19 protein-coding genes are annotated in these 21,781 nt (G+C 56.2%); 7 read left to right on the top strand and 12 right to left on the bottom strand.

Annotated elements, in window-relative coordinates; translation table 11 throughout:
* Window positions 1-72: 72 nt before the first annotated feature.
* Entirely contained in the window at window positions 73-1,146 is a 1,074-nt protein-coding gene (locus tag AC27FC_RS07085; protein ID WP_094935719.1) for an acyltransferase family protein, read from the bottom strand.
* Between the two features lie 256 nt (window positions 1,147-1,402).
* Between AC27FC_RS07085 and lolC the strand changes: the two genes are divergently transcribed.
* Genes lolC through cobB form a run of 5 tightly spaced genes read left to right on the top strand, consistent with a single transcriptional unit; the run spans window position 1,403 to window position 6,341 of the window.
* Window positions 1,403-2,602, top strand: coding sequence for a lipoprotein-releasing ABC transporter permease subunit LolC (lolC, locus tag AC27FC_RS07080; RefSeq protein WP_032668182.1), 1,200 nt, complete (start codon window positions 1,403-1,405; stop codon window positions 2,600-2,602).
* Window positions 2,595-3,296 carry a lipoprotein-releasing ABC transporter ATP-binding protein LolD gene (lolD, locus tag AC27FC_RS07075; protein ID WP_094935720.1) on the top strand — a complete coding sequence of 234 codons (702 nt, stop codon included), beginning with the start codon at window positions 2,595-2,597 and terminating at the stop codon, window positions 3,294-3,296. Before lolC ends, lolD begins: the two co-directional genes overlap by 8 nt.
* Window positions 3,296-4,540, top strand: coding sequence for a lipoprotein-releasing ABC transporter permease subunit LolE (gene lolE / locus AC27FC_RS07070; RefSeq protein ID WP_032657985.1), 1,245 nt, complete (start codon window positions 3,296-3,298; stop codon window positions 4,538-4,540). Before lolD ends, lolE begins: the two co-directional genes overlap by 1 nt.
* Window positions 4,541-4,593: 53 nt before the next feature.
* Complete coding sequence (nagK, locus tag AC27FC_RS07065; RefSeq protein WP_181594838.1) at window positions 4,594-5,505, top strand: N-acetylglucosamine kinase; 912 nt, start codon at window positions 4,594-4,596, stop codon at window positions 5,503-5,505.
* A gap of 14 nt (window positions 5,506-5,519) precedes the next feature.
* On the top strand, window positions 5,520-6,341 hold the full coding sequence (gene cobB, locus AC27FC_RS07060) for a Sir2 family NAD+-dependent deacetylase (RefSeq protein WP_045888802.1): 822 nt from the start codon (window positions 5,520-5,522) through the stop codon (window positions 6,339-6,341).
* A 45-nt stretch (window positions 6,342-6,386) separates the two neighbouring features.
* On the opposite strand, the gene AC27FC_RS07055 is transcribed toward cobB, so the two are convergent.
* Window positions 6,387-8,270, bottom strand: a complete 1,884-nt coding sequence (locus AC27FC_RS07055) for a methyl-accepting chemotaxis protein (RefSeq protein ID WP_487159866.1) — start codon at window positions 8,268-8,270, stop codon at window positions 6,387-6,389.
* A 283-nt stretch (window positions 8,271-8,553) separates the two neighbouring features.
* Between AC27FC_RS07055 and AC27FC_RS07050 the strand changes: the two genes are divergently transcribed.
* Complete coding sequence (locus tag AC27FC_RS07050) at window positions 8,554-9,783, top strand: EAL and HDOD domain-containing protein (RefSeq protein WP_094935723.1); 1,230 nt, start codon at window positions 8,554-8,556, stop codon at window positions 9,781-9,783.
* Between the two features lie 46 nt (window positions 9,784-9,829).
* Here AC27FC_RS07050 and potD read toward each other — a convergent pair whose 3' ends face one another.
* The 4 genes from potD to potA are packed head-to-tail and all read right to left on the bottom strand — an operon-like array spanning window position 9,830 to window position 13,638.
* Window positions 9,830-10,864, bottom strand: a complete 1,035-nt coding sequence (gene potD, locus AC27FC_RS07045) for a spermidine/putrescine ABC transporter substrate-binding protein PotD (RefSeq protein ID WP_094935724.1) — start codon at window positions 10,862-10,864, stop codon at window positions 9,830-9,832.
* Window positions 10,861-11,652, bottom strand: a complete 792-nt coding sequence (gene potC / locus AC27FC_RS07040; RefSeq protein ID WP_094935725.1) for a spermidine/putrescine ABC transporter permease PotC — start codon at window positions 11,650-11,652, stop codon at window positions 10,861-10,863. Before potC ends, potD begins: the two co-directional genes overlap by 4 nt.
* Entirely contained in the window at window positions 11,649-12,506 is an 858-nt protein-coding gene (potB, locus tag AC27FC_RS07035; protein ID WP_033145229.1) for a spermidine/putrescine ABC transporter permease PotB, read from the bottom strand. The genes potC and potB overlap by 4 nt, the downstream gene beginning before the upstream one ends.
* Window positions 12,490-13,638 carry a spermidine/putrescine ABC transporter ATP-binding protein PotA gene (potA, locus tag AC27FC_RS07030; protein WP_172620541.1) on the bottom strand — a complete coding sequence of 383 codons (1,149 nt, stop codon included), beginning with the start codon at window positions 13,636-13,638 and terminating at the stop codon, window positions 12,490-12,492. Before potA ends, potB begins: the two co-directional genes overlap by 17 nt.
* A gap of 237 nt (window positions 13,639-13,875) precedes the next feature.
* Between potA and pepT the strand changes: the two genes are divergently transcribed.
* Window positions 13,876-15,099: a peptidase T gene (pepT, locus tag AC27FC_RS07025; RefSeq protein WP_032665021.1), complete on the top strand. Its 1,224-nt coding sequence runs from the start codon at window positions 13,876-13,878 to the stop codon at window positions 15,097-15,099.
* A gap of 41 nt (window positions 15,100-15,140) precedes the next feature.
* Here the strand turns inward: pepT and AC27FC_RS07020 are convergent, their stop codons facing one another.
* From AC27FC_RS07020 to mnmA, 6 genes are all read right to left on the bottom strand, one after another.
* Window positions 15,141-16,262, bottom strand: coding sequence for a ribosomal protein uL16 3-hydroxylase (locus AC27FC_RS07020; RefSeq protein ID WP_487159865.1), 1,122 nt, complete (start codon window positions 16,260-16,262; stop codon window positions 15,141-15,143).
* A 91-nt stretch (window positions 16,263-16,353) separates the two neighbouring features.
* Window positions 16,354-17,817: a two-component system sensor histidine kinase PhoQ gene (gene phoQ, locus AC27FC_RS07015; RefSeq protein ID WP_033145232.1), complete on the bottom strand. Its 1,464-nt coding sequence runs from the start codon at window positions 17,815-17,817 to the stop codon at window positions 16,354-16,356.
* On the bottom strand, window positions 17,818-18,489 hold the full coding sequence (phoP, locus tag AC27FC_RS07010) for a two-component system response regulator PhoP (RefSeq protein WP_028019015.1): 672 nt from the start codon (window positions 18,487-18,489) through the stop codon (window positions 17,818-17,820).
* Window positions 18,490-18,612: 123 nt separating this feature from the next.
* Complete coding sequence (gene purB, locus AC27FC_RS07005) at window positions 18,613-19,983, bottom strand: adenylosuccinate lyase (protein ID WP_008500757.1); 1,371 nt, start codon at window positions 19,981-19,983, stop codon at window positions 18,613-18,615.
* Between the two features lie 19 nt (window positions 19,984-20,002).
* Window positions 20,003-20,632 carry a high frequency lysogenization protein HflD gene (gene hflD, locus AC27FC_RS07000; protein WP_032657965.1) on the bottom strand — a complete coding sequence of 210 codons (630 nt, stop codon included), beginning with the start codon at window positions 20,630-20,632 and terminating at the stop codon, window positions 20,003-20,005.
* A gap of 26 nt (window positions 20,633-20,658) precedes the next feature.
* Complete coding sequence (mnmA, locus tag AC27FC_RS06995) at window positions 20,659-21,771, bottom strand: tRNA 2-thiouridine(34) synthase MnmA (protein WP_032657963.1); 1,113 nt, start codon at window positions 21,769-21,771, stop codon at window positions 20,659-20,661.
* Window positions 21,772-21,781: the final 10 nt, after the last annotated feature.

Genomic DNA, 21,781 nt, shown 5'->3' with positions numbered 1-21,781 from the left:
GATCGTTTTACATAAGCAAATCGTAACCGCACGGCGGGGCTAAACGCCCCCGAAACGGGGGCGGAGAGGGCATTAACGCGTTGAAGGTGACAGGGGCAGCGTAGACGGAGGAGAGAAGAAAACGTCTCCAAAAAGCGCGGTGGAGATTTTACGCACTCCGAGCCCGGCAAGGGTACAGATAAGCAGGCTGGCAAACGGGTAGACCAGCATCAGGGTGAGCTCTGCCCAGACCGGCCAAGAGGCGGCATTCATTTCGCCAATCAGGAACAGGCTAAAGGCCTCAATCAGGATGCGGTGGGTGGTATAAATCGCAATGGTATTGGAGCCAATCACATTCAGCAGATTGTTCGGGTTAACGGCGTAGCGCTGCTCAAGGCTGTAGAATAGCTTCATGATCAGCACAATCGACAGCAATGAGAGCAGCAGCGGAACGTTAGCAAACCACAGCACCACGGAGACGGCGGCGAAAGCCCCGGTTGCCAGCCAGATGCGGCGCAGGTTGACGCTTTTCATCCACGCCATCAGCGCTGCGCCATACCACGCCCCGAGGCTGTAGTAGATCATGTTGCGGACCACGCTGTTCATCCCCCACCACGGCAGCGGCATGAAGTTAATCGCGATGCTCGCCAGCGCCAGCAGTCCCAGAACCGGCAGCTTCCAGCGGCTCAGCAGTTTACACAGCGTGAAGTAGACCACCAGGGCATACAGATACCACAGGCTGGTGCTGGCGGTGATCATCCCCAGCACAAAGCCTGAGAACGAGTCGGCGTAGGCCGCGTTCGACGCGGTGGCAAGCTCACGCTCGGGCGCCAGCCAGGCGTTCAGGTGGGTCAACGCCTGCCATTGCAGGACGCCCCACAGCGCCAGGACCCAGACAATGCTCCAGATCCGCTTGTCGAGACTGGTTCGCCAGTCCACTTCGTCAATATAACGACGGATCAGATAGCCGGAGATAAAGAAGAAGACCGGCATACGAAACGGTGCGAGATAGAGGTTAAAATAGACCCAGCATTTGGCGAGAAGGCCGGAGAGCGGGTGTTGTAGCCCGATCAGATGCGGATAAAACGTGATAACCGAATGATAGATAACCACCAGGCAGATACACAGCCCTTTTATCTGGTTAATCCATAATGCTTTTTGCTTCATTATTCGCCACTACCTTATTGCCATAAACGAACGAGCAATTGTTGTAAAACGAAGCCGGGATGTAATGGGTAACAGTCTGTATCCGGTGGTTTTTCGGAAAAGGTGGAGGTTGCGAGGTGAGTATTCAGACAATAGCACTCTGATTTATCTGAATTTTTCGGAAGAATGATTACCAAAGCTTACTGTTTCAGTCATTTACGCTTAAAGGATTCGCTTATATACTCGTGGGTCTGCTATCAGCAAACAGACGGATTTCATGTATCAACCTGTCGCACTCTTCATAGGCTTACGTTACATGCGTGGGCGCGCCGCGGACCGCTTCGGTCGCTTTGTCTCCTGGCTTTCGACTATTGGCATTACGCTTGGCGTGATGGCACTGGTGACGGTGCTTTCCGTCATGAATGGCTTCGAACGCGAGCTGCAAAACAACATCCTGGGGCTGATGCCGCAGGCCGTTCTCTCATCATCCAACGGTTCGGTTAACCCGCAACAGCTGCCGGAAAGCGCGGCGAAGTTACAGGGCGTCACGCGCGTCGCGCCGTTGACGACCGGCGACGTGGTGCTGCAAAGCGCCCGCAGCGTGGCGGTCGGCGTGATGCTGGGTATCGACCCGGCGCAAAACGATCCGCTGACGCCGTATCTGGTTAACGTGAAGCAGACCGATCTGGAAGCCGGGAAATACAACGTGATTCTGGGTGAACAGCTTGCCGGACAGCTTGGCGTCAACCGCGGTGACCAGCTGCGCGTGATGGTACCTTCTGCCAGCCAGTTTACGCCGATGGGGCGCCTGCCAAGCCAGCGCCTGTTCAACGTGATTGGTACCTTTGCAGCCAACAGCGAAGTCGATGGTTACCAGATGCTGGTTAACATTCAGGACGCTTCACGCCTGATGCGCTACCCGGCAGGGAATATCACCGGCTGGCGCCTGTGGCTCGACGCGCCGCTGAAGGTCGATACCCTCAGCCAGCAAAAACTGCCGGACGGCACCAAATGGCAGGACTGGCGCGAGCGTAAAGGCGAACTGTTCCAGGCCGTGCGGATGGAAAAAAATATGATGGGGCTGCTGCTGAGCCTGATCGTGGCCGTGGCTGCATTTAACATCATTACCTCGCTGGGCCTGATGGTGATGGAGAAGCAGGGCGAAGTCGCCATTCTGCAAACCCAGGGGCTCACGCCGCGCCAGATCATGGCGGTGTTTATGGTGCAGGGGGCCAGCGCAGGCATCATCGGCGCGCTGCTCGGCGCCGTACTGGGGGCCTTGCTTGCCAGCCAGCTTAATAACTTAATGCCGATCATCGGCGCGCTGCTCGACGGCGCGGCGCTGCCGGTGGCTATCGAGCCGCTGCAGGTGGTCGGTATTGCGCTGGCCGCGATGGCCATTGCGCTGCTTTCTACGCTTTATCCTTCCTGGCGCGCTGCCGCCACTCAACCCGCTGAGGCTTTACGTTATGAATAAGATCCTGTTGCAATGCGACAACCTGTCCAAACGCTATCAGGAAGGCACTGTGCAAACCGACGTGCTGCACAATGTGAGCTTCAACGTGGGCGAAGGCGAGATGATGGCGATTGTTGGCAGCTCCGGCTCGGGCAAAAGTACGCTGCTGCACCTGCTGGGCGGGCTGGATACGCCAACCGAGGGCGACGTGATTTTCTCCGGCCAGCCGATGAGCAAAATGTCCTCCGCGGCGAAGGCCGAGCTGCGCAACCGCGAGCTGGGCTTTATCTACCAGTTCCACCACCTGCTGCCGGATTTCACGGCGCTGGAAAACGTGGCGATGCCGCTGCTGATTGGCAAAAAGAAACCGGCAGAAATTAACGCCCGCGCCAGCGACATGCTGAAAGCGGTAGGGCTGGGCCATCGCGGTAACCATCGTCCCTCTGAGCTTTCCGGCGGCGAGCGCCAGCGCGTGGCGATTGCCCGCGCGCTGGTCAACAACCCGCGTCTGGTGCTGGCGGATGAGCCTACCGGTAACCTGGATGCCCGCAATGCGGACAGTATTTTCCAGCTTCTGGGCGAGCTGAACGCCTCGCAGGGCACCGCGTTTCTGGTCGTAACCCACGATCTGCAGCTGGCAAAACGCATGGGGCGTCAGCTTGAGATGCGCGACGGCCATCTGAACGCGGAACTGACCCTGATGGGAGCAGAGTAATGGCGTCACCGTTATCGTTACTCATCGGTTTACGTTTTAGCCGCGGCCGCCGTCGCGGCGGCATGGTGTCGCTGATCTCCGTCATCTCGACCATCGGTATTGCGCTCGGTGTGGCGGTGCTGATTGTCGGCTTGAGCGCCATGAACGGCTTTGAGCGCGAGCTGAATAACCGCATTCTGGCGGTAGTGCCGCACGGGGAGATCGAGCCGGTTAACCAGCCGTGGACGAACTGGAGCGATGCGCTCGCCAAAGTCGAAAAGGTGCCGGGCATTGCCGCGGCCGCGCCCTACATTAACTTTACCGGGCTGGTGGAGAGCGGGGTAAACCTGCGCGCCATTCAGGTAAAGGGGGTTAACCCCGCCCAGGAAGCGCGTCTCAGCGCGCTGCCAAACTATGTGCAGAACGGCGCGTGGGCCAACTTTAAGGCCGGCGAGCAGCAGATCATCATGGGTAAAGGCGTGGCCGATGCCCTGAAGGTGAAGCAGGGCGACTGGGTGTCGATCATGATCCCGAACGCCAGCGCCGACCACAAACTGCAGCAGCCTAAGCGCGTGCGCCTGCACGTCACCGGTATTCTTCAGCTGAGCGGTCAGCTTGACCATAGCTTTGCGATGGTGCCGATGGAGGATGCGCGCCAGTATCTCGACATGGCCGACAGCGTGACGGGCATTGCCATTAAGGTGAACGACGTCTTTAACGCCAACAAACTGGTTCGCGACGCGGGCAGCGTGACCAATAACTATGTCTACATCAAAAGCTGGATCGGCACTTACGGCTATATGTACCGTGATATCCAGATGATCCGCGCCATCATGTATCTGGCGATGGTGCTGGTGATTGGTGTCGCGTGCTTTAATATCGTCTCGACGCTGGTGATGGCGGTCAAGGACAAGAGCGGCGACATCGCCGTGCTGCGTACGCTGGGGGCGAAAGACGGTCTTATTCGCGCCATCTTCGTCTGGTACGGTTTGCTGGCGGGGCTGTTCGGTAGCCTGTGCGGCGTGGTGATTGGCGTGGTGGTTTCCCTGCAGCTGACGCCGATTATCAACGGGATCGAAAAGCTTATTGGTCACCAGTTCCTGTCGGGTGATATCTACTTTATTGACTTCCTGCCGTCGGAACTGCACTGGCTGGACGTTTTTTATGTGCTGGTTACAGCACTTTTACTGAGTCTGCTGGCAAGCTGGTATCCGGCGCGTCGCGCAAGCCGAATTGATCCGGCGAGGGTATTAAGTGGCCAGTAATTACGTCATGATCTAGCGGCTTTCGGGCCGCCAGGTTAAAAGAGGAATGCGTTATGTATTACGGATTTGATATTGGCGGCACCAAGATTGCGCTCGGCGTGTTTGATAAAGACCTCAGGCTACAGTGGGAAACCCGCGTTCCCACGCCGCGCGAAAGCTACGACGAATTTTTAACCGCGATTGCCGCGCTGGTGGCTCAGGCCGATGAACGCTTTGGCGTGAAAGGCAGCGTCGGCATCGGCATTCCGGGTATGCCCGAAACCGACGACGGCACGCTGTATGCCGCCAACGTGCCTGCCGCCAGCGGTAAACCGCTCCGCGCCGATCTCTCTGCCCTCCTTGAACGCGACGTGCGTTTAGACAATGATGCTAACTGCTTTGCGCTCTCCGAAGCCTGGGACGATGAGTTCCGTCAGTATCCGCTGGTGATGGGGCTGATCCTCGGCACCGGCGTCGGCGGGGGAATTGTGATCAACGGGAAGCCAATCACCGGGCGCAGCTACATCACCGGCGAGTTTGGTCATATCCGTCTCCCGGTGGATGCCTTGGAAGTCGTGGGGCGCGATTTCCCGCTGACCCGCTGCGGCTGCGGCCAGCACGGCTGTATTGAGAACACCCTCTCCGGTCGCGGGTTTGCATGGCTTTACGAACACTTCTATCATCAGAAACTTGAGGCCCCTCAAATCATTACCCTGTGGGAGCAAGGGGATGCGCAGGCGTGCGAGCACGTCGAGCGTTATCTGGATCTGCTGGCGGTGTGTCTGGGAAATATTCTCACCATCGTCGACCCGGATCTGCTGGTGATCGGGGGAGGGCTGTCAAACTTTACCGCGATTACGGAACGGTTGTCCGGGCGTTTGCCCCGACATTTATTGCCGGTTGCCCGTGTGCCGCGTATTGAACGCGCGCGACACGGGGACGCAGGAGGCATGCGCGGAGCCGCATTCCTTCATCTCACCGATTAGTTTACGAGGTTTCTATGCTGTCGCGTCGCCAGGGTCGACTCAGCCGTTTTCGCAAAAACAAACGCCGCTTGCGTGAGCGCTTGCGCCAGCGGATTTTTTTCAGAGACAGAATAATGCCAGAAGCGATGGATAAACCCAGAGTGGTGGTGCTGACCGGGGCGGGGATCTCCGCCGAGTCAGGAATTCGAACCTTCCGCGCGGCGGACGGGCTGTGGGAAGAGCACCGCGTGGAGGATGTAGCCACGCCGGAAGGCTTTGCCCGCGATCCGGATCTCGTCCAGGCGTTTTACAACGCCCGCCGTCGTCAGCTTCAGCAGCCTGACGTCGCGCCGAATGCGGCGCATCTGGCGCTGGCGAAGCTCGAAGAGGCGCTCGGCGATCGTTTTCTGCTGGTGACGCAGAATATCGATAACCTGCACGAGCGGGCCGGTAACAAGAACATCATCCACATGCACGGCGAGCTGCTCAAGGTTCGCTGCGCCTGGAGCGGTCAGGTGCTGGACTGGCAAGAGGACGTGCTGCCTGAGGATAAGTGCCACTGCTGCCAGTTCCCGTCGCGCCTGCGTCCGCACGTGGTCTGGTTCGGTGAAATGCCGCTGGGAATGGATGATATCTACAGCGCGCTGGCGATGGCCGACGTGTTTATCGCCATCGGCACATCCGGTCATGTTTATCCGGCGGCGGGATTTGTCCACGAAGCGCGACTGCACGGTGCGCATACGGTAGAACTCAATCTTGAGCCAAGCCAGGTGGGCAGCGAGTTTGAAGAGAAACACTACGGTCTGGCAAGCACGGTCGTCCCGGAGTTTGTCGACAAGCTGCTGAAAGGGCTATAACGGCAATCGCGTGAAAAGGCACCCGTCCAGCGGGTGCCTTTTTATTTATGAATGGAAGAACGCCAGCGTCTTCTCGAGCGATTTAGCCTGCTCATCCAGCGAGAGCGCCGCCGCAGAGATCTGCTGAACCAGAGAGGCGTTCTGCTGGGTCGTGCTGTCCATCTGGTTAACGGCGGTGCTGACCTGGCTAATCCCGCGATTTTGCTCGTCCAGCGCCTGAACGATATCGTTGATGACCAGATGCACATGCGACACCGCTTCAATCACCTGTTTCATCATCACCCCGGTTTCATTGACCAGCTCAACGCCTTTGCTGACGCGCCCTGAGGACTCGGCAATCAGCTGAGAGATCTCTTTTGCCGCGTTAGCGCTTCGCTGGGCAAGATTGCGCACTTCCCCAGCGACTACCGCGAAACCGCGCCCCTGTTCGCCAGCCCGTGCCGCTTCAACGGCAGCATTCAGCGCCAGGATATTGGTCTGGAAGGCGATGCCGTCGACGATGCTGTTAATCTCGCCGATCTTACGCGCGCTCTCATCAATTTCCCCAATCACCACGACCACGTCGTTCACCAGCGTTTCGCCATGCCCGGCGAGGCTCGCGGCGCGATCGGTCAGCGTGGTCGCCTTGTGGGCGTTGTCGGCGTTATTCTTCACCGTGACCGAAATCTCTTCCATGCTGGCTGCCGTTTCAACAATCGCAGCCGCCTGTTCCTCGGTTCGCGAGGCGAGGTCCAGGTTGCCCGCCGAAATTTCGCTGGTGCCGCCGTGTACGGAGTGGCTGGCTTCGCTGATATTGTCGACGATGCGCTTGAGCTGCATCTGCATGGTGTGCAGGGCATAAAAAATGCTGTGGGTATCTCCGGAACGCACCGGGATGGTGTTGTTCAGATCTCCCCTGGCAACGGCCAGAGCGATCCCGGCGGCCTCCGAAGGTTCGCCCCCAACCGGACGGTCAACTTTGCGGGTGAAGATCTGTGCCATGACCAGGCTAACCGCCACGATGCTTAACACCATCATGATGATGGCTTTCAGTAAAAATGCGCGCGCTTCGGCCATCACTTCGCTGACCGGCGTGATAATGGCGAGTTTCCACGGCGTCTGGCTGTTACCGACGGCGATGTCCTGCCAGGTGATGAACACGTCCTCCTTCAGCAGCGGATCGTTGATGCGGGTGACGTCATGACCGGCAATCTGACCGGCGTAAGGCTTGCCCGCCGCGCGCTGGTCCGGGCTGGACACCACGTTATTACCCGCTGAGAGGAGCAGGGCATAGCCCGTGCCGTTCCACGGTTTAATCGCGCCGATCGTCGACTGCAGCGTGGCGAGAGAGAAGTCAGAGGTGACCGAGCCCAGAAACTGACCGTCACGCATGATGGGGGCGGCAATCGAGGTGAGCATCACGTCCACGCCGTTGTAGGGATAGATATAGGGCTCGATGATCACATCTTTATGGCGTTGTTTCGGCAGCAGATAATAATCGCCGCTGCCGGGCATTTCGATATCCGTCAGCAGGTGTAATGCCGGTTTGCCGGTGGCGTCCCGGTCAACGTAGCGGGCGTAGCGCCCGGCAGGATCTTCACCGCTTTGACCGGCCCAGACGGCATCTTTATCGTCGAACGCGTTAGGCTCAAAGGCCATCGACATGGAGAGAAACTGCGGGTGAGCCGAAAGGTAGTGGATGAGCAGCTGGTTCAGGCTCTGGCGATCGGTTACGCCCGCCTCGCGCAGCGCCAGGGCGCTGTTGCCCATATCCCGGGCGGCAGTCAGGGCAGAATCCAGCTGTTTACTGACCTGCAACGCTTGCACCTCGGCAATCTGGCGGATATGCTTTTTGGCCAGAACCTCCTGCTGGGCCATCCACTGCCACATCATAAACCCGATCGTTGCCGTAAAGCCCACCGTTACGGTGAGGAAAATGGACAATAGCATCAACGTCTTGACTCTTATTTTTTTCTTTGGACCACGGCGTCTTTCATTCTCATCTCCCGTAATATCGTGCATGTCGGGCAGGCACATATTCCTTATCGGATATTTTCTTTTCTTTCTGTAGAGCGCCAGGGATATTTAATTTAAATTTTGATTTGTAAATCCAGTTAATTAGTGTGGATGCTTTTATTTTGTGCATTCAATCAAAATAGTGCTCGATAAAGCTCGTTATCGTCGTGTAGAAAGAGGATGCTAATAAATATAAAGTTGTAGAGGAGGATGGGATATGTACGGATTTATTGCGCGACAACCCATTTTTAACCCTGAGATGAAGACGGTGGCCTATGAGCTGCTCTTCAGAGATGGGATGACAAACCGTTTTCCGGATGTGTCGGCGGAATATGCCACCTCCAGGATGATATCAGATCAGTTTTTATGCGTGCCGTCCCAGCGCATCGCCGGGGCACATACGTCGTTTATTAATTTCCCTTCGCGGATGGTCATAGACCGCAGTGGAGAAGCGCTGGATAAAGAGAGCGTGGTCATTGAGATCCTGGAAGATGCTGTGCCGGGAGCGGAGCTGTTGCAGGCCGTCAGGGAGATGAGTGCGGATGGTTATCAGTTTGCGCTTGATGATTTCACCCTTGCTCCAGAATGGGATGCTTTTTTACCCTATATTTCAATACTGAAATTTGACGTCAGAAATTATACCTTAGCGCAAATTAAACAGTATCTGAAAGAGCGTAAACATTTAACCGGGCATATTAAATATCTCGCTGAAAAAATTGAGACTAAAGAGGAATTCAGCCAATACAGGGAAGAGGGATTCTCGCTGTTTCAGGGCTATTTTTTCTGCCGTCCGGAGGTCATTAAATATAAACGGCTATCGCAAAATCAGCTGGCAATTTTTCGGCTGCAAATGGAGGTCGGACGCAATAAACCCGATTTTCGGATCGTCGAGTCGTTGATTAAAACCGATCTCACGCTGTCCTATAAGATTATGCGCTACATGAAGCACACCGCATTTAAACATATCGGTGCCTGTAATTTCAGCAAGTTAACCCTGAGCGAAGTCCTCAGATACCTCGGGGAAAACCAGCTGAGACGGTTTGTTGCCGTCGTGGTCCTCGCCAGTGCGGGCAATGACACCGTCAGCGAGCTTTACCCGCTGAGCATGATGCGCGGCAAGTTCTGCGAGCTGATCGCAGAGACGATGAACGAACCGACGCTGGCTGAAAATGCATTCATGTGCGGCCTGTTTTCTCTGCTCGATACCCTCCTCGAACAGCCGATGGCCGAGTTGATGAAGCAAATTGCGGTCCCGCAGAGCGTGAGCAATGCCCTGTGCCATCAGGAGGGACGGTTAGCCGATATGGTGAGCCTGTGCCGATACTATGAACAGCAGCAGTGGGACGAGGCGACCCGGGTTCGTCAGGCGCTGGGTCTGTCGGATGAGGATGTGGTTGAGGCGATGAGAAAGGCGACAATTTGGGCAGGGGAGAATGCGGTCAGTTAATCCTCCTCACGCCGCACGTACGGCGTGAGGAAGAACGCGATACCGTTTATCGGCCCGCTTTTAATTTCTGGTAATACTCTTCGTAGAGGCGGCTGGCGTCACCGACATCGTTCTGCCATTCACCTTTGCTGATGGTTTCGGCATCCGGATAGAGCGATTTATCGTTAGCCACTTCAGGCTTCAGCAGCCTGCGTGCGGCGAGGTTTGGCGTGGGGTAGCCAATCGTCTCGGCAACCTGTTTCGCCACGTCCGGGCGCAGCAGGAAGTTAATCAGCTTGTGCGCCCCTTCAACGTTTTTCGCGTTGGCGGGGATCGCAAGGCTGTCCATCCAGAAGATCCCGCCTTCTTTCGGCCAGACCACCTCAAGCGGCGTACCGGCCTGGCGGGCGACATACGCGGAGCCGTTCCACACCATCCCCAGGTTCACTTCGCCTTCCATATACGGGTTTGCCGGGTTATCAGAGTTGAACGCCGCCACGTTAGGCATCAGCTTTTTCAGCTCGTTATACGCCGCTTCAATCTCTTTGGGGTCCGTCGTGTTGCCCGAGTAGCCCAGCTTGCGCAGCGCGACCTGGAACACCTCACGCGCGTCGTCGGTTAACAGCAGGCTACCCTTGTATTCCGGTTTCCACAGGTCGGCCCAGCTTGTCACTGTTTTCGGATCGACGGCATCGCTATTCACGCCAATCGCGGTTGCTCCCCAGATGTACGGAATGGAGTAGTCGTTATTGGGGTCGAACGGCTTGTTGAGCATCTCTGGATCGAGGTTTGAAAAATTGGTTAGCTTCGTTTTGTCGATCTTCTGGATCATGCCCTCTTTGCGCATTTTGTCGACAAAGTAGGTGGAAGGCACGACCAGATCGTATGCGCCGTCTTTGTAGGTTTTCAGCTTGGCGTACATGGTTTCATTCGACTCGTAGGTCGAGTAGATAACCTTGATGCCCGTCTCCTTCGTGAACTGTTCCAGCAGGCCCGGCGGCACGTACTCGGTCCAGTTGTAGAAGTAGAGCGTTTTGCTGTCATCAGCGTGCGCGGTACCCATGCCAAGCACCAGTGCCGCAGCGGCGAGCATTTTTTTCATTTCATTGTCCCCTGAGATTTTGTTTTATCACGAGCAATAACCTGGCTGGCGATCACCAGAACCAGCGAAAACACCAGCAGAATGGTCGCCAGCGCGTTCACCTCCGGTGAGACGCCGACTTTCACCATTGAATAGATCTTCAACGGCAGAATTTCATAGCTCGGACCGGTGACGAAGGAGGACACGACCACGTCATCCATCGACAGGGTGAAGCTAAGTAGCCATCCGGCCGCCACGGCGGGCATCGCCAGCGGCAGGATGATTTTGCGCAGGATGATCGTCTCGCTGGCGCCCAAATCTTTCGCCGCCTCCAGCATGCGCACGTCGAACCCTTTCAGGCGCGCGAAGACGGTCACCACCACAAACGGCAGGCAGAAGGTGATATGTGAGAACAGCAGCGACCAGAAGCCAAGCTTTACGCCCAGCAGCATAAACAGCACCAGCAGCGAAATGGCCATCACGATGTCCGGCGACATCATCACCACAAACAGCATGCCGCTGACGAACGGTTTGCCGCGAAAGCGATAGCGGTACAGCGCCACGGCGGTGAGCGAGCCAATCAGCGTCGCGAAGGTGGCGGAGAAGATCGCCATCGTCAGCGAGTGCTGAGCGGCCTGCAGGAGGCTATCGTTGTTCATCAGCAGGCTGTACCAGCTGGTGGTAAAACCCTGCCAGTTAATCCCGAAGCGTGAGCTGTTAAACGAGTTCACGATCAAAATAACGATCGGGATATAGAGATAGGCATAAATGGCGGTCATAAAACCGCCGCGAAGCAGTCGACCGATCATTCGAGTTCCACCTTTTTATTCAGCAAGCGTGAGGCGCGCCAGTAGACCAGCAGCATCAGGCCCATGATCACCGTCAGCGTAATGCTGGTCGCGGAGCCGAACGGCCAGTCGCGGATGTTCAGGAACTGGCTCTTGATCACGTTACCGATCAGCAGGTTTTTCGCGCCGCCCATCAGATCCGACACGTAGAACAAGCCCATCGCCGGGAGCATTACCAGCAGACAGCCCGCGATAATGCCGGGCATGGTCAGCGGGATAATAATGCGGATGAAGGTCTGCAGCTTGTTAGCTCCCAGATCTTTTGCCGCCTCCAGCAGCGGTTTATCCAGCTTCTCGATGCTGGAGTAGAGCGGCATCACCATAAACGGCAGCAGGATATAGACCAGGCCGACAATCACCGCGCTCGGGGTAAACATGATGCGGATCGGCGTATCAATCACCCCCAGCCACAGCAGAAACTCGTTGAGATAGCCTTTAGTGCTAAGGAAGATTTTCAGCCCGTAGATGCGGATTAACGAGTTGGTCCAGAAGGGAACAATCAGTAAAAACAGCAGCAGGGGTCGCACCTTTTGCGGCAGGCCCGCGAGGAACCATGCGAAAGGATACCCCAGCACCAGACAGGCAAGGGTGGCAATCAGCGCCATGTTGAGCGAGTGCAGCAGCACGTCAAAATAGAGCGGATCGAGCAGGCGCGCGTAGTTGTCCAGCGTAAAGACCAGCGAAACGAAGCTAGCGTCGTCGCGGGTCAGAAAGCTGGTGGCAACGATCATCAGGTTGGGCAAAAAGACAAACAGCACAAGCCAACCGACGATCGTGGCAATCACCACATTCTGGAATTTACTTGTGTTCTTCATCAGCCAGCACAACCTCCCAGCTTTCTACCCAGTTGATAACCATTTTCTGGTCGAGAGAGTGGTCGAAGTCAGGATCGTCTTCGTTAAAGAACTCGCTGACCATCACCATCTTGCCGTTCTCCAGCTCGACGACGGACTCCAGCGTCATCCCTTTGTAGTTGCGCTCGCGGATATAGCCGATTAACCCTTCGGCCTCGATATTGCCGTGAATTTCATCGACGCGCAGATCTTCCGGGCGCAGCAGAACGTTGAGCTTTTGTCCCTTTTCGACGGGGAAATTCACCGTGATATTACACTCGCGTCCTTCGACGCTGGCGCGCACTCGCTGGTCGTCCAGACGCTCAATCACCGTAGCGTCGAAGATATTGATCTCGCCAATGAAGCTGGCGACAAACAGATTCTTCGGCTCTTCGTAGATTTCGCGCGGCGTGCCGTCCTGCTCGATTTTGCCGTCGCGCATCACCACGATGCGGTCGGACATGGTCAGGGCCTCTTCCTGATCGTGGGTGACGAAGACAAAGGTAATGCCGAGCTTGCGCTGCAGTGCTTTAAGCTCGTTCTGCATCTGCTTGCGCAGCTTGTAATCCAACGCGGAGAGGGATTCATCCAGCAGGAGCAGGCGAGGCTTGTTGACCACGGCGCGGGCGATGGCCACGCGCTGCTGCTGGCCGCCGGAAAGCTGATGGGGTTTACGCTGGGCAAACGTCTCAAGCTGCACCATGCGCAGGGCGTCGGTGACGCGCGGTTCGATCTCATTCGCCGGCGTTTTTTGCATCCGCAGGCCAAACGCCACGTTTTCAAACACGGTCATGTGCGGGAACAGGGCGTAGCTCTGAAAGACGGTATTGACGTGGCGATCTTCGGCAGGAACTTGGGTGATGTCCTGGTTTTCAAGATGGATATGGCCGTTATCGACGCTTTCCAGCCCGGCGATAAGGCGCAGTACGGTTGTTTTGCCGCAGCCCGAGGGGCCAAGCAGCGTCAGAAACTCACCGTCATTGATGGTCAGAGTGAGGTCGGAAATAACGTCTTTACCATCAAAACTTTTACGAATTCGTTCCAGTTGCACCAGCGGTGAACGTGAACGGGATTGTGTATTCAATTTTTGCGCTGTCCCATATAGACGCCTCAGGCAGCAGACTGAAGCGGGGTTTGTGTGTAACCACCTTGGTGACTCGTAATGAGGGCGGACATTCTACGGCAATCCCCTGCGAACGCCAAACCTTGTCACTGATTCATAAGCTACATTTACTAACGCATAACCATATAAACGGAAAATATTCTCGTTTGCGGGATAAAAGTGACCTGACGCAATATTTGCGTTTTGATGCTTACTGATAATGTTGTCACGAAAAGTGAGGGTGACTGCATGGATAAATTACTTGAGCGTTTTTTACAGTACGTTTCGCTGGATACCCAATCTAAACCGGGTGTTCGCCAGGTGCCGAGCACCGAAGGCCAGTGGAAGTTATTAAACCTGCTTAAAGAGCAGCTTGACGCCATGGGGCTGGTCAACGTCACGTTAAGCGAAAAAGGCACTGTGATGGCAACGCTGCCGGCGAATGTCCAGGGGGATATTCCGGCGATTGGCTTTATCTCCCATGTCGACACCTCTCCGGATTTTAGCGGTAAACATGTGAACCCGCAGATTGTGGAAAATTACCGCGGCGGCGATATTGCGCTGGGCATTGGCGACGAGGTGCTCTCGCCCGTGATGTTCCCCGTGCTGCACCAGCTGCTGGGCCAGACGCTGATCACCACCGACGGTAAAACGCTGCTGGGGGCGGATGACAAGGCGGGTATCGCGGAGATCATGACCGCGCTGGCGGTGCTGAAGGGCAAAAATATCCCGCACGGTGATATCCGCGTGGCCTTTACGCCGGACGAAGAGGTCGGCAAGGGCGCGAAGCACTTCGACGTGGAAGCTTTTAACGCGCAGTGGGCTTATACCGTCGACGGCGGTGGCGTCGGCGAACTGGAGTATGAAAACTTCAATGCCGCGTCCGTCACGATCAAAATTGTCGGCAACAACGTTCACCCCGGCTCGGCGAAAGGCGTCATGGTGAACGCGCTGTCGCTGGCATCCAGAATTCATGCAGAAGTCCCGGCGGAAGAGAGCCCTGAACAGACCGAAGGGTATGAAGGTTTCTATCACCTGACCAGCATTAAAGGCACCGTGGACAGCGCGCAGATGCACTACATCATCCGCGATTTCGACCGCAAAGCCTTTGAGGCGCGCAAGCGCAAGATGATGGAGATCGCCAAGAAGGTCGGTAAAGGGTTACACCCTGATTGCTATATTGAGCTGATCATTGAAGACAGCTATTACAACATGCGCGAGAAGGTGATGGCGCATCCGCATATTCTCGATATCGCCCAGCAGGCGATGCGCGATTGCGATATTGAACCGCAGCTGAAGCCGATTCGCGGCGGCACCGACGGTTCTCAGCTGTCGTTTATGGGGCTGCCGTGCCCGAACCTGTTTACCGGTGGCTACAACTACCATGGCAAGCATGAGTTTGTGACGCTCGAAGGAATGGAAAAAGCGGTGAAGGTGATAGTGCGGATAGCAGAGTTGACCGCGAAGCGGTAAGAAAAGCCCGGTAGCGAAGCGCCACCGGGCATTAAGGCGACTTAGTCCTCAAAGAACCAGTACCCGCTGTTGACCAGCGCGGCGAGCATCGCGAGGAAGGAAGGATCTTCCAGCGCATCGCCAAAGGTGTCGGCAGTCAGCACCAGATGGCTGGCAATGGCTTCCAGCGCCGGACGGTGCGGAGAGTCCAGCTTCTCGCCGTTAACGAACATCTCTTCACCAATGCGCAGCACGCGCAACCCGCCCAGACGCGTCAGCTTGTCGCCCTGCTGAAGCGCATCATAAATCTCGTCAGCCTGATAAGGTGGCTCCGGCGGCGCAACGTCCAGCTCATGACGAGACTGGCTGATAAACTCACCAAACCACTGTTTGAAATGTTCCGGCTCGTTGATCAAATCCAGCATCATGCCGCGCAGCTTATCGAGTTCTTCTGGCAGAATATCCGCCGGATGCTCGCGCGCAGGCACATCAGGATCGCTGTAACGATAGCTGCCCAGCTCGCGTTGCAGAACATAGTCGGCAAATCCGCTGATCATCTCGCGGCCGCTTGGCGCGCGGAACCCCACGGAGTAGTTGAGTGAGTTTTCCAGGGAGTAGCCTTCGTGAGGGAATCCCGGCGGAATGTAGAGAATATCACCCGGCTCCAGCTCTTCATCGATAATCCCTTCAAACGGGTCAACCTGAAGCAGGTCAGGATGCGGGCAGTGCTGCTTCATCGGCACTTTTTCGCCCACGCGCCAGCGGCGGCGGCCCGTACCCTGAATGATGAACACGTCGTACTGGTCAAGATGCGGACCTACGCCGCCGCCCGGCACGGAGAAGGAGATCATCAGATCGTCCATGCGCCAGTCGGGCAGGGCGCGGAACGGGCGCATTAAGGCGGCAGTGGGCTCGTGCCAGTGGTTGACCGCCTGCACCAGCAGCGACCAGTTGTTTTCACCGAGGTGATCGTAGCTTTCGAAAGGACCGTGGCTAACCTGCCATTTCCCGTCCTGGTGGCTGACCAGACGGCTGTCGACTTCGTTTTCCATGGCCAGACCAGCCAGCTCGTCAGGCGAGATAGGGTCGACAAAATTGCTGAATCCGCGTTTCAGAACCACCGGGCGTTTTTGCCAGTAACGTTCAATAAACTCGGGCCAGTTAAGCGTTAAGTGATAATCCATATTTTTTTATTCCGCAGGCTCTTACTGACTCGGATTATAACGGAAGCTCAGCCCCCCGGCTGCGAGATCCTCGCATTTTTCACATAACGGGTTAACTATCGTTCAATGTGGGCTGCTGGCGGCCAAAAATAACCTCCATTCTGGCGCCGCCCAGCAGGCTTTCGCTGGTTTCGATTTTCCCGTCGTACTGGTCGACAATCTCACGGGCGACGGCTAACCCGACGCCCTGGCCAGGACGTAGCGTATCGGCGCGCTGACCGCGATCGAACACCACATCGCGTTTATTTCGAGGGATCCCTGGGCCATCATCCTCAACGATAATATGCAGTTCGGTTTCCGTCTGACGCGCAGACACTTCCACGAACTCCAGACAGTATTTGCAGGCGTTATCCAGCAGGTTACCCATCACTTCCATGAAGTCATTTTTTTCACCCACAAAGCTTATCTCTGGCGAGATATCGAGGCTGATGTTCACCCCTTTACGCTGATACACCTTGTTGAGGGCGGACGTGAGGTTATCCAGAAGCGGGGCTACCGGGTGCAGCTCGCGGCTCAGAAGCGCGCTGCCGGAACGCATGCTGGCGCGGTGCAGGTAATAGCCAATTTGCTGTGAAATACGGCTGATCTGTTCCAGCATCACCGGCTCGGCATCATCGACGCTCAGCTTCGAACTGCGCATTGAACGCAGGGTACTTTGCATGACGGCCAGCGGTGTTTTCAGGCTGTGGGTCAGGTCGGTAAGGGTGGTACGGTATTTATCGTAGCGTTCGCGTTCACTTTTCAGCAGGCGGTTGAGGTTACGCACCAGGCTGGTGAGCTCACGGGTGGTTTCCGGGTTCAGCTTCTCGCGATGATGTTCTTCCAGCTCACGAACCTCTTTCGCCAGTGACTCAATGGGGCGCAAGCTCCACCACGCCGCTACCCACAGCAGCGGGATCACCAGCAGGAGATTCGCAGCCAGAACGTAGATGAACCAGCTCCAGACCATATAAGAACGTTTCAGCTCGACCGGAATGGTGTCGATCACCACGATGGTCAGCTGCGGCATGTTCAGCGTCGCCGGATAGAGGTTAATCGCGACGGAGTGCGTCATCTCCGTTTCGGCGTTGTCGGCGCGGATCTCGTTCAGCTTTTGCTGCAGGGAGCGATCTTCACGGATCAGCGAGCTGGTGGTGTTGAGATCGGCTTCAATTTCATGAAACCCGTTGGTTTTGAGCCAGTCCGGACGAATGCTTTTAACCAGCCAGGGGATATCACGCTGCGCCCACAGTAATTTCCCTTTTTCGTTATAAATCAGGGCCAGCGTTGGGCTCTGCTGGTTGAGGTTTTCCGGCATTTCGACGGTGATTCGGTTATTTTCCCATTTCGCCAGGGTATAAAACAGATTGCTTTCGCCGCGTAACAGTCGAAAGGTGGTTTTATCAAAGCTGACGCTGTAGCCCACCAGGGCGACCATGCCGTAGGAGAGCGACAGCACCAGCACGACGGCGGCTGTTGCCAGTAAGAAACGAACCCGCAGCGAGAGGGGCAGAATGTGGCGTAAAATCCCTCTCATTTAGCGTAATTCGAACAGGTAGCCCTGGCCACGGACGGTGGTAATCACATCCTGCGGATACTGCGCCTGAATTTTCTTACGCAAACGTCCCATCAGCACGTCAATGGTATGGCTCTCGCGCAGTTCAGCATCAGGATAAAGCTGGAGCATTAAGGAATCTTTGCTCACCACTTTGCCATTGTTACGGATCAGCGTTTCCATAATGGTGTATTCGAAGGCGGTGAGCTTAATCACTTCATCATTGATTGCTAATTCCCGGCGGGAGAGATCGACCTGGAATGGTGGGATGGAAATAACCTGTGAAGCCAGCCCGCTGTTGCGGCGTAACAGCGCCTGCATGCGCGCCGCCACCTCTTCAATATGAAACGGCTTGGTGACGTAATCGTCTGCACCCGCGCTGAGCACTTCGACCTTATCCTGCCAGCCTTCACGGGCGGTCAGAACCAGAACCGGCAGGGAGACATCGTGGCTGCGCCAGCGGCGAATTAACGACAGACCGTCTTCGTCAGGCAACCCTAAATCGACAATGGCGATATCCGGCAGGTGTTCATTGAGATAATAATCGGCTTCTTTTGCATCTTCAGCATCGTCCACCTGATGTCCCATCTCCTGAAGCTGAACCTTCAGGTGATGGCGTAGCAATGCGTTATCCTCAACAACCAGTACGCGCATCATCTCTTCTCCCTAAATAATTGGTATGAATAGTTTAACGCTGATTATGTTGTTGTGGGGATAAACATTGAGTAAACCGGGGAAAAGCATCCCCCTTTTCGGGCGAAAAGGGGGAGAGGGGCGTTACTTCAGCTCGTCGACCATGGTGATAGCGCGGCCAATGTAGTTCGCCGGGGTCATCGCCTTCAGGCGCGTTTTCTCTTCTTCCGGCAGCGCCAGACCGTCGATAAACTGCTTCATGCCTTCGGCGTCAACGCGTTTGCCGCGGGTCAGCTCTTTCAGCTTCTCGTACGGTTTTTCGATACCGTAACGGCGCATCACGGTCTGGATTGGCTCCGCCAGCACTTCCCAGTTGTGATCCAGCTCGTCCAGCAGACGGTCACGGTTCACTTCCAGTTTGCTCACGCCTTTCAGGGTGGACTGGTACGCGATCAGCGCGTAGCCAATGCCCACGCCCAGGTTACGCAGTACGGTGGAGTCGGTCAGGTCGCGCTGCCAGCGGGATACCGGCAGTTTGCTTGCCATATGCTGCAGCACGGCGTTCGCCAGGCCCAGGTTGCCTTCGGAGTTTTCGAAGTCGATTGGGTTCACTTTGTGCGGCATGGTGGAAGAGCCGATTTCACCGGCGATGGTTTTCTGCTTGAAGTGGTTCAGGGCGATGTAGCCCCACACGTCACGATCGAAGTCGATCAGGATGGTGTTGAAGCGCGCGATGCAGTCAAACAGTTCGGCGATATAGTCGTGCGGCTCAATCTGCGTGGTGTACGGGTTCCACTGAATGCCCAGAGAGGTCACGAACTCTTCGCTGAACTGGTGCCAGTCCACTTCCGGGTAAGCGGCGATGTGGGCGTTATAGTTACCGACCGCGCCGTTGATTTTGCCGAGGATCTCAACCTGCTCCAGCTGACGGTACTGGCGCTCCATACGGTACGCGACGTTCGCCATCTCTTTACCCATCGTGGATGGGGTGGCTGGCTGGCCGTGGGTACGGGAGAGCAGCGGAATGTCGCGGTATTCCACGGACAGCGCTTTTACCGCGTCGATGATTTTACGCCAGTAAGGCAGCACCACCTCTTTACGCGCGGTGGAGAGCATCAGCGCGTGAGACAGGTTGTTGATGTCTTCAGAGGTACAGGCGAAGTGAATGAACTCAGACACGGCATGCAGCGCAGGGACGCTTTCCACTTTCTCTTTCAGGAAGTACTCAACCGCTTTCACGTCGTGGTTGGTGGTGCGTTCAATGGTTTTAATGCGCGCGGCGTCTTGTTCGCTAAACTCGGCAACGATTTTATCAAGGTAATCGTTTGCCTTTTCGTCAAAAGCAGGAACTTCCTTGATTGCTGCCTGGGCGGCCAGCTTTTGCAGCCAGCGTACTTCAACCTGAACACGGAACTTCAGCAAACCATATTCGCTGAAGATCCCGCGCAGCGCGCTGACTTTATCGCCGTAGCGTCCATCGACAGGGGATACGGCGGTCAGTGAGGATAATTCCATAATTCGCAACTCCGGGAGGTTAACAATGAGCAAGAATTTGTTTTGCCTGAGTGGTCAGGCGATTACGAGAAAACATTAACTGCAGGCGGCCACCGCCCACCTGGTGCCACAGCACGGCGGCGCGGATACCTGCCAGCAGGGACGCGCGCACTTTTGCCTGTACCTGCGGACTTTGCAGCACGGCAGGGGATCCGGTGACCTGAATACGCGGCCCCAGCGGGCTGATGACGTCAACATAAATGCCGGCCATAGCGCTCAGCAGCGTTTCGGACTGCAGATCAAAATGGTCAAGTTGGCGCTGCAGCCCGGCAATACGATCGCCCAGGGTATTCATTGCGCCTTTTGCGGCGCTCAGCTTACGCTCCAGCACCATCAGGCTCAGCGTGTAGCGGGTCAGCTCCGCGTTTAATCCCTGACGGCTGCTGGCGTTAAGCACGCCGAGCAGGGTTTCAAGACCGAGACGAAGATTAGTTTCACTGCCGCCGAACACGCCCAGGGTCGAGCCGGGGTTGAGATCGATAACGCTGTTCAGTGAAACGTGCAGGGCATCTGCGTCGCAATGACCCTGATGCGCCAGCTGTTGCACCAGACGGGCTGACTGGCAAATTCCCGCCAGCGCCAGGGTGATGTCATAGTAGTTCTTCGCCACACGCTCTCCTTTATGTGTGAATCGTATTAAACAGCAGGCAGCGGCAGGCGCTGTTCAATGATCCCGCCGCCCAGACAGATTTCGCCGCTGTAGAAGACAGCAGACTGACCCGGGGTGACGGCCGCGACCGGCTCGTCGAAACGCACGTCAATGCGATCGTCATCAAGCGCGGTAATGGTGCAAGGAATATCGGTCTGGCGGTAGCGTGTTTTCACCGTGCAGCGCAGGGTGCCTTTCAGCGGCTCACGATCGACCCAGTGAAGCTGCTGCGCGATAAGGCCAACGGACATCAGACGCGGATGATCGTGACCCTGGGCAACAACCAGAATATTGTTTTCGACGTCTTTGTCGACAACATACCATGGATCTTCGCTACCTTCTTTGGTCCCGCCAATACCCAGCCCTTTACGCTGGCCGAGCGTGTGGTACATCAGCCCCTGATGCTGGCCAATCTCTTCCCCGTCGACGGTGACAATTTTACCCGGCTGAGCAGGCAGGTAACGTCCCAGGAAATCGCGGAATTTGCGCTCGCCGATGAAGCAAATGCCGGTAGAGTCTTTTTTCTTCGCGGTGATGAGGTCCAGCTCTTCGGCGATTTTACGCACCTGCGGCTTTTCCAGCTCGCCGACCGGGAACAGGCTCTGGGCGATTTGCTCGTGGCTCAGCGTATAGAGGAAGTAGCTTTGATCTTTGTTGCCGTCCAGACCGCGCAGCAGCTGGCTTTTGCCATTCACGTCTGCGCGACGCACGTAGTGACCGGTCGCGATGTAGTCAGCGCCCAGATCTTCCGCGGCGAATTCCAGGAAGGCCTTAAATTTGATCTCTTTGTTGCACAGAATATCCGGGTTCGGCGTGCGGCCCGCTTTGTACTCTTCCAGGAACAGTTCAAAAACGTTGTCCCAGTATTCTGCGGCAAAGTTAACGGTGTGCAGTTCAATGCCGAGCTTATCGCATACGGCCTGCGCGTCGGCGAGATCCGCTGCGGCGGTGCAGTATTCCTCGCCATCATCTTCCTCCCAGTTCTTCATGAACAGGCCCTCCACCTTATAGCCCTGTTGCTGTAACAGGTAGGCGGAAACGGAGGAATCGACACCGCCGGACATGCCGACGATCACTTTTTTCTGGCTGTTATCTGACATGGAATACTCA

Source organism: Enterobacter sp. C3_dUdeg (assembly GCF_057536195.1).
The sequence above is the reverse complement of the archived record's forward strand: the minus strand, read 5'-3'. Positions and strand labels throughout refer to the sequence as shown.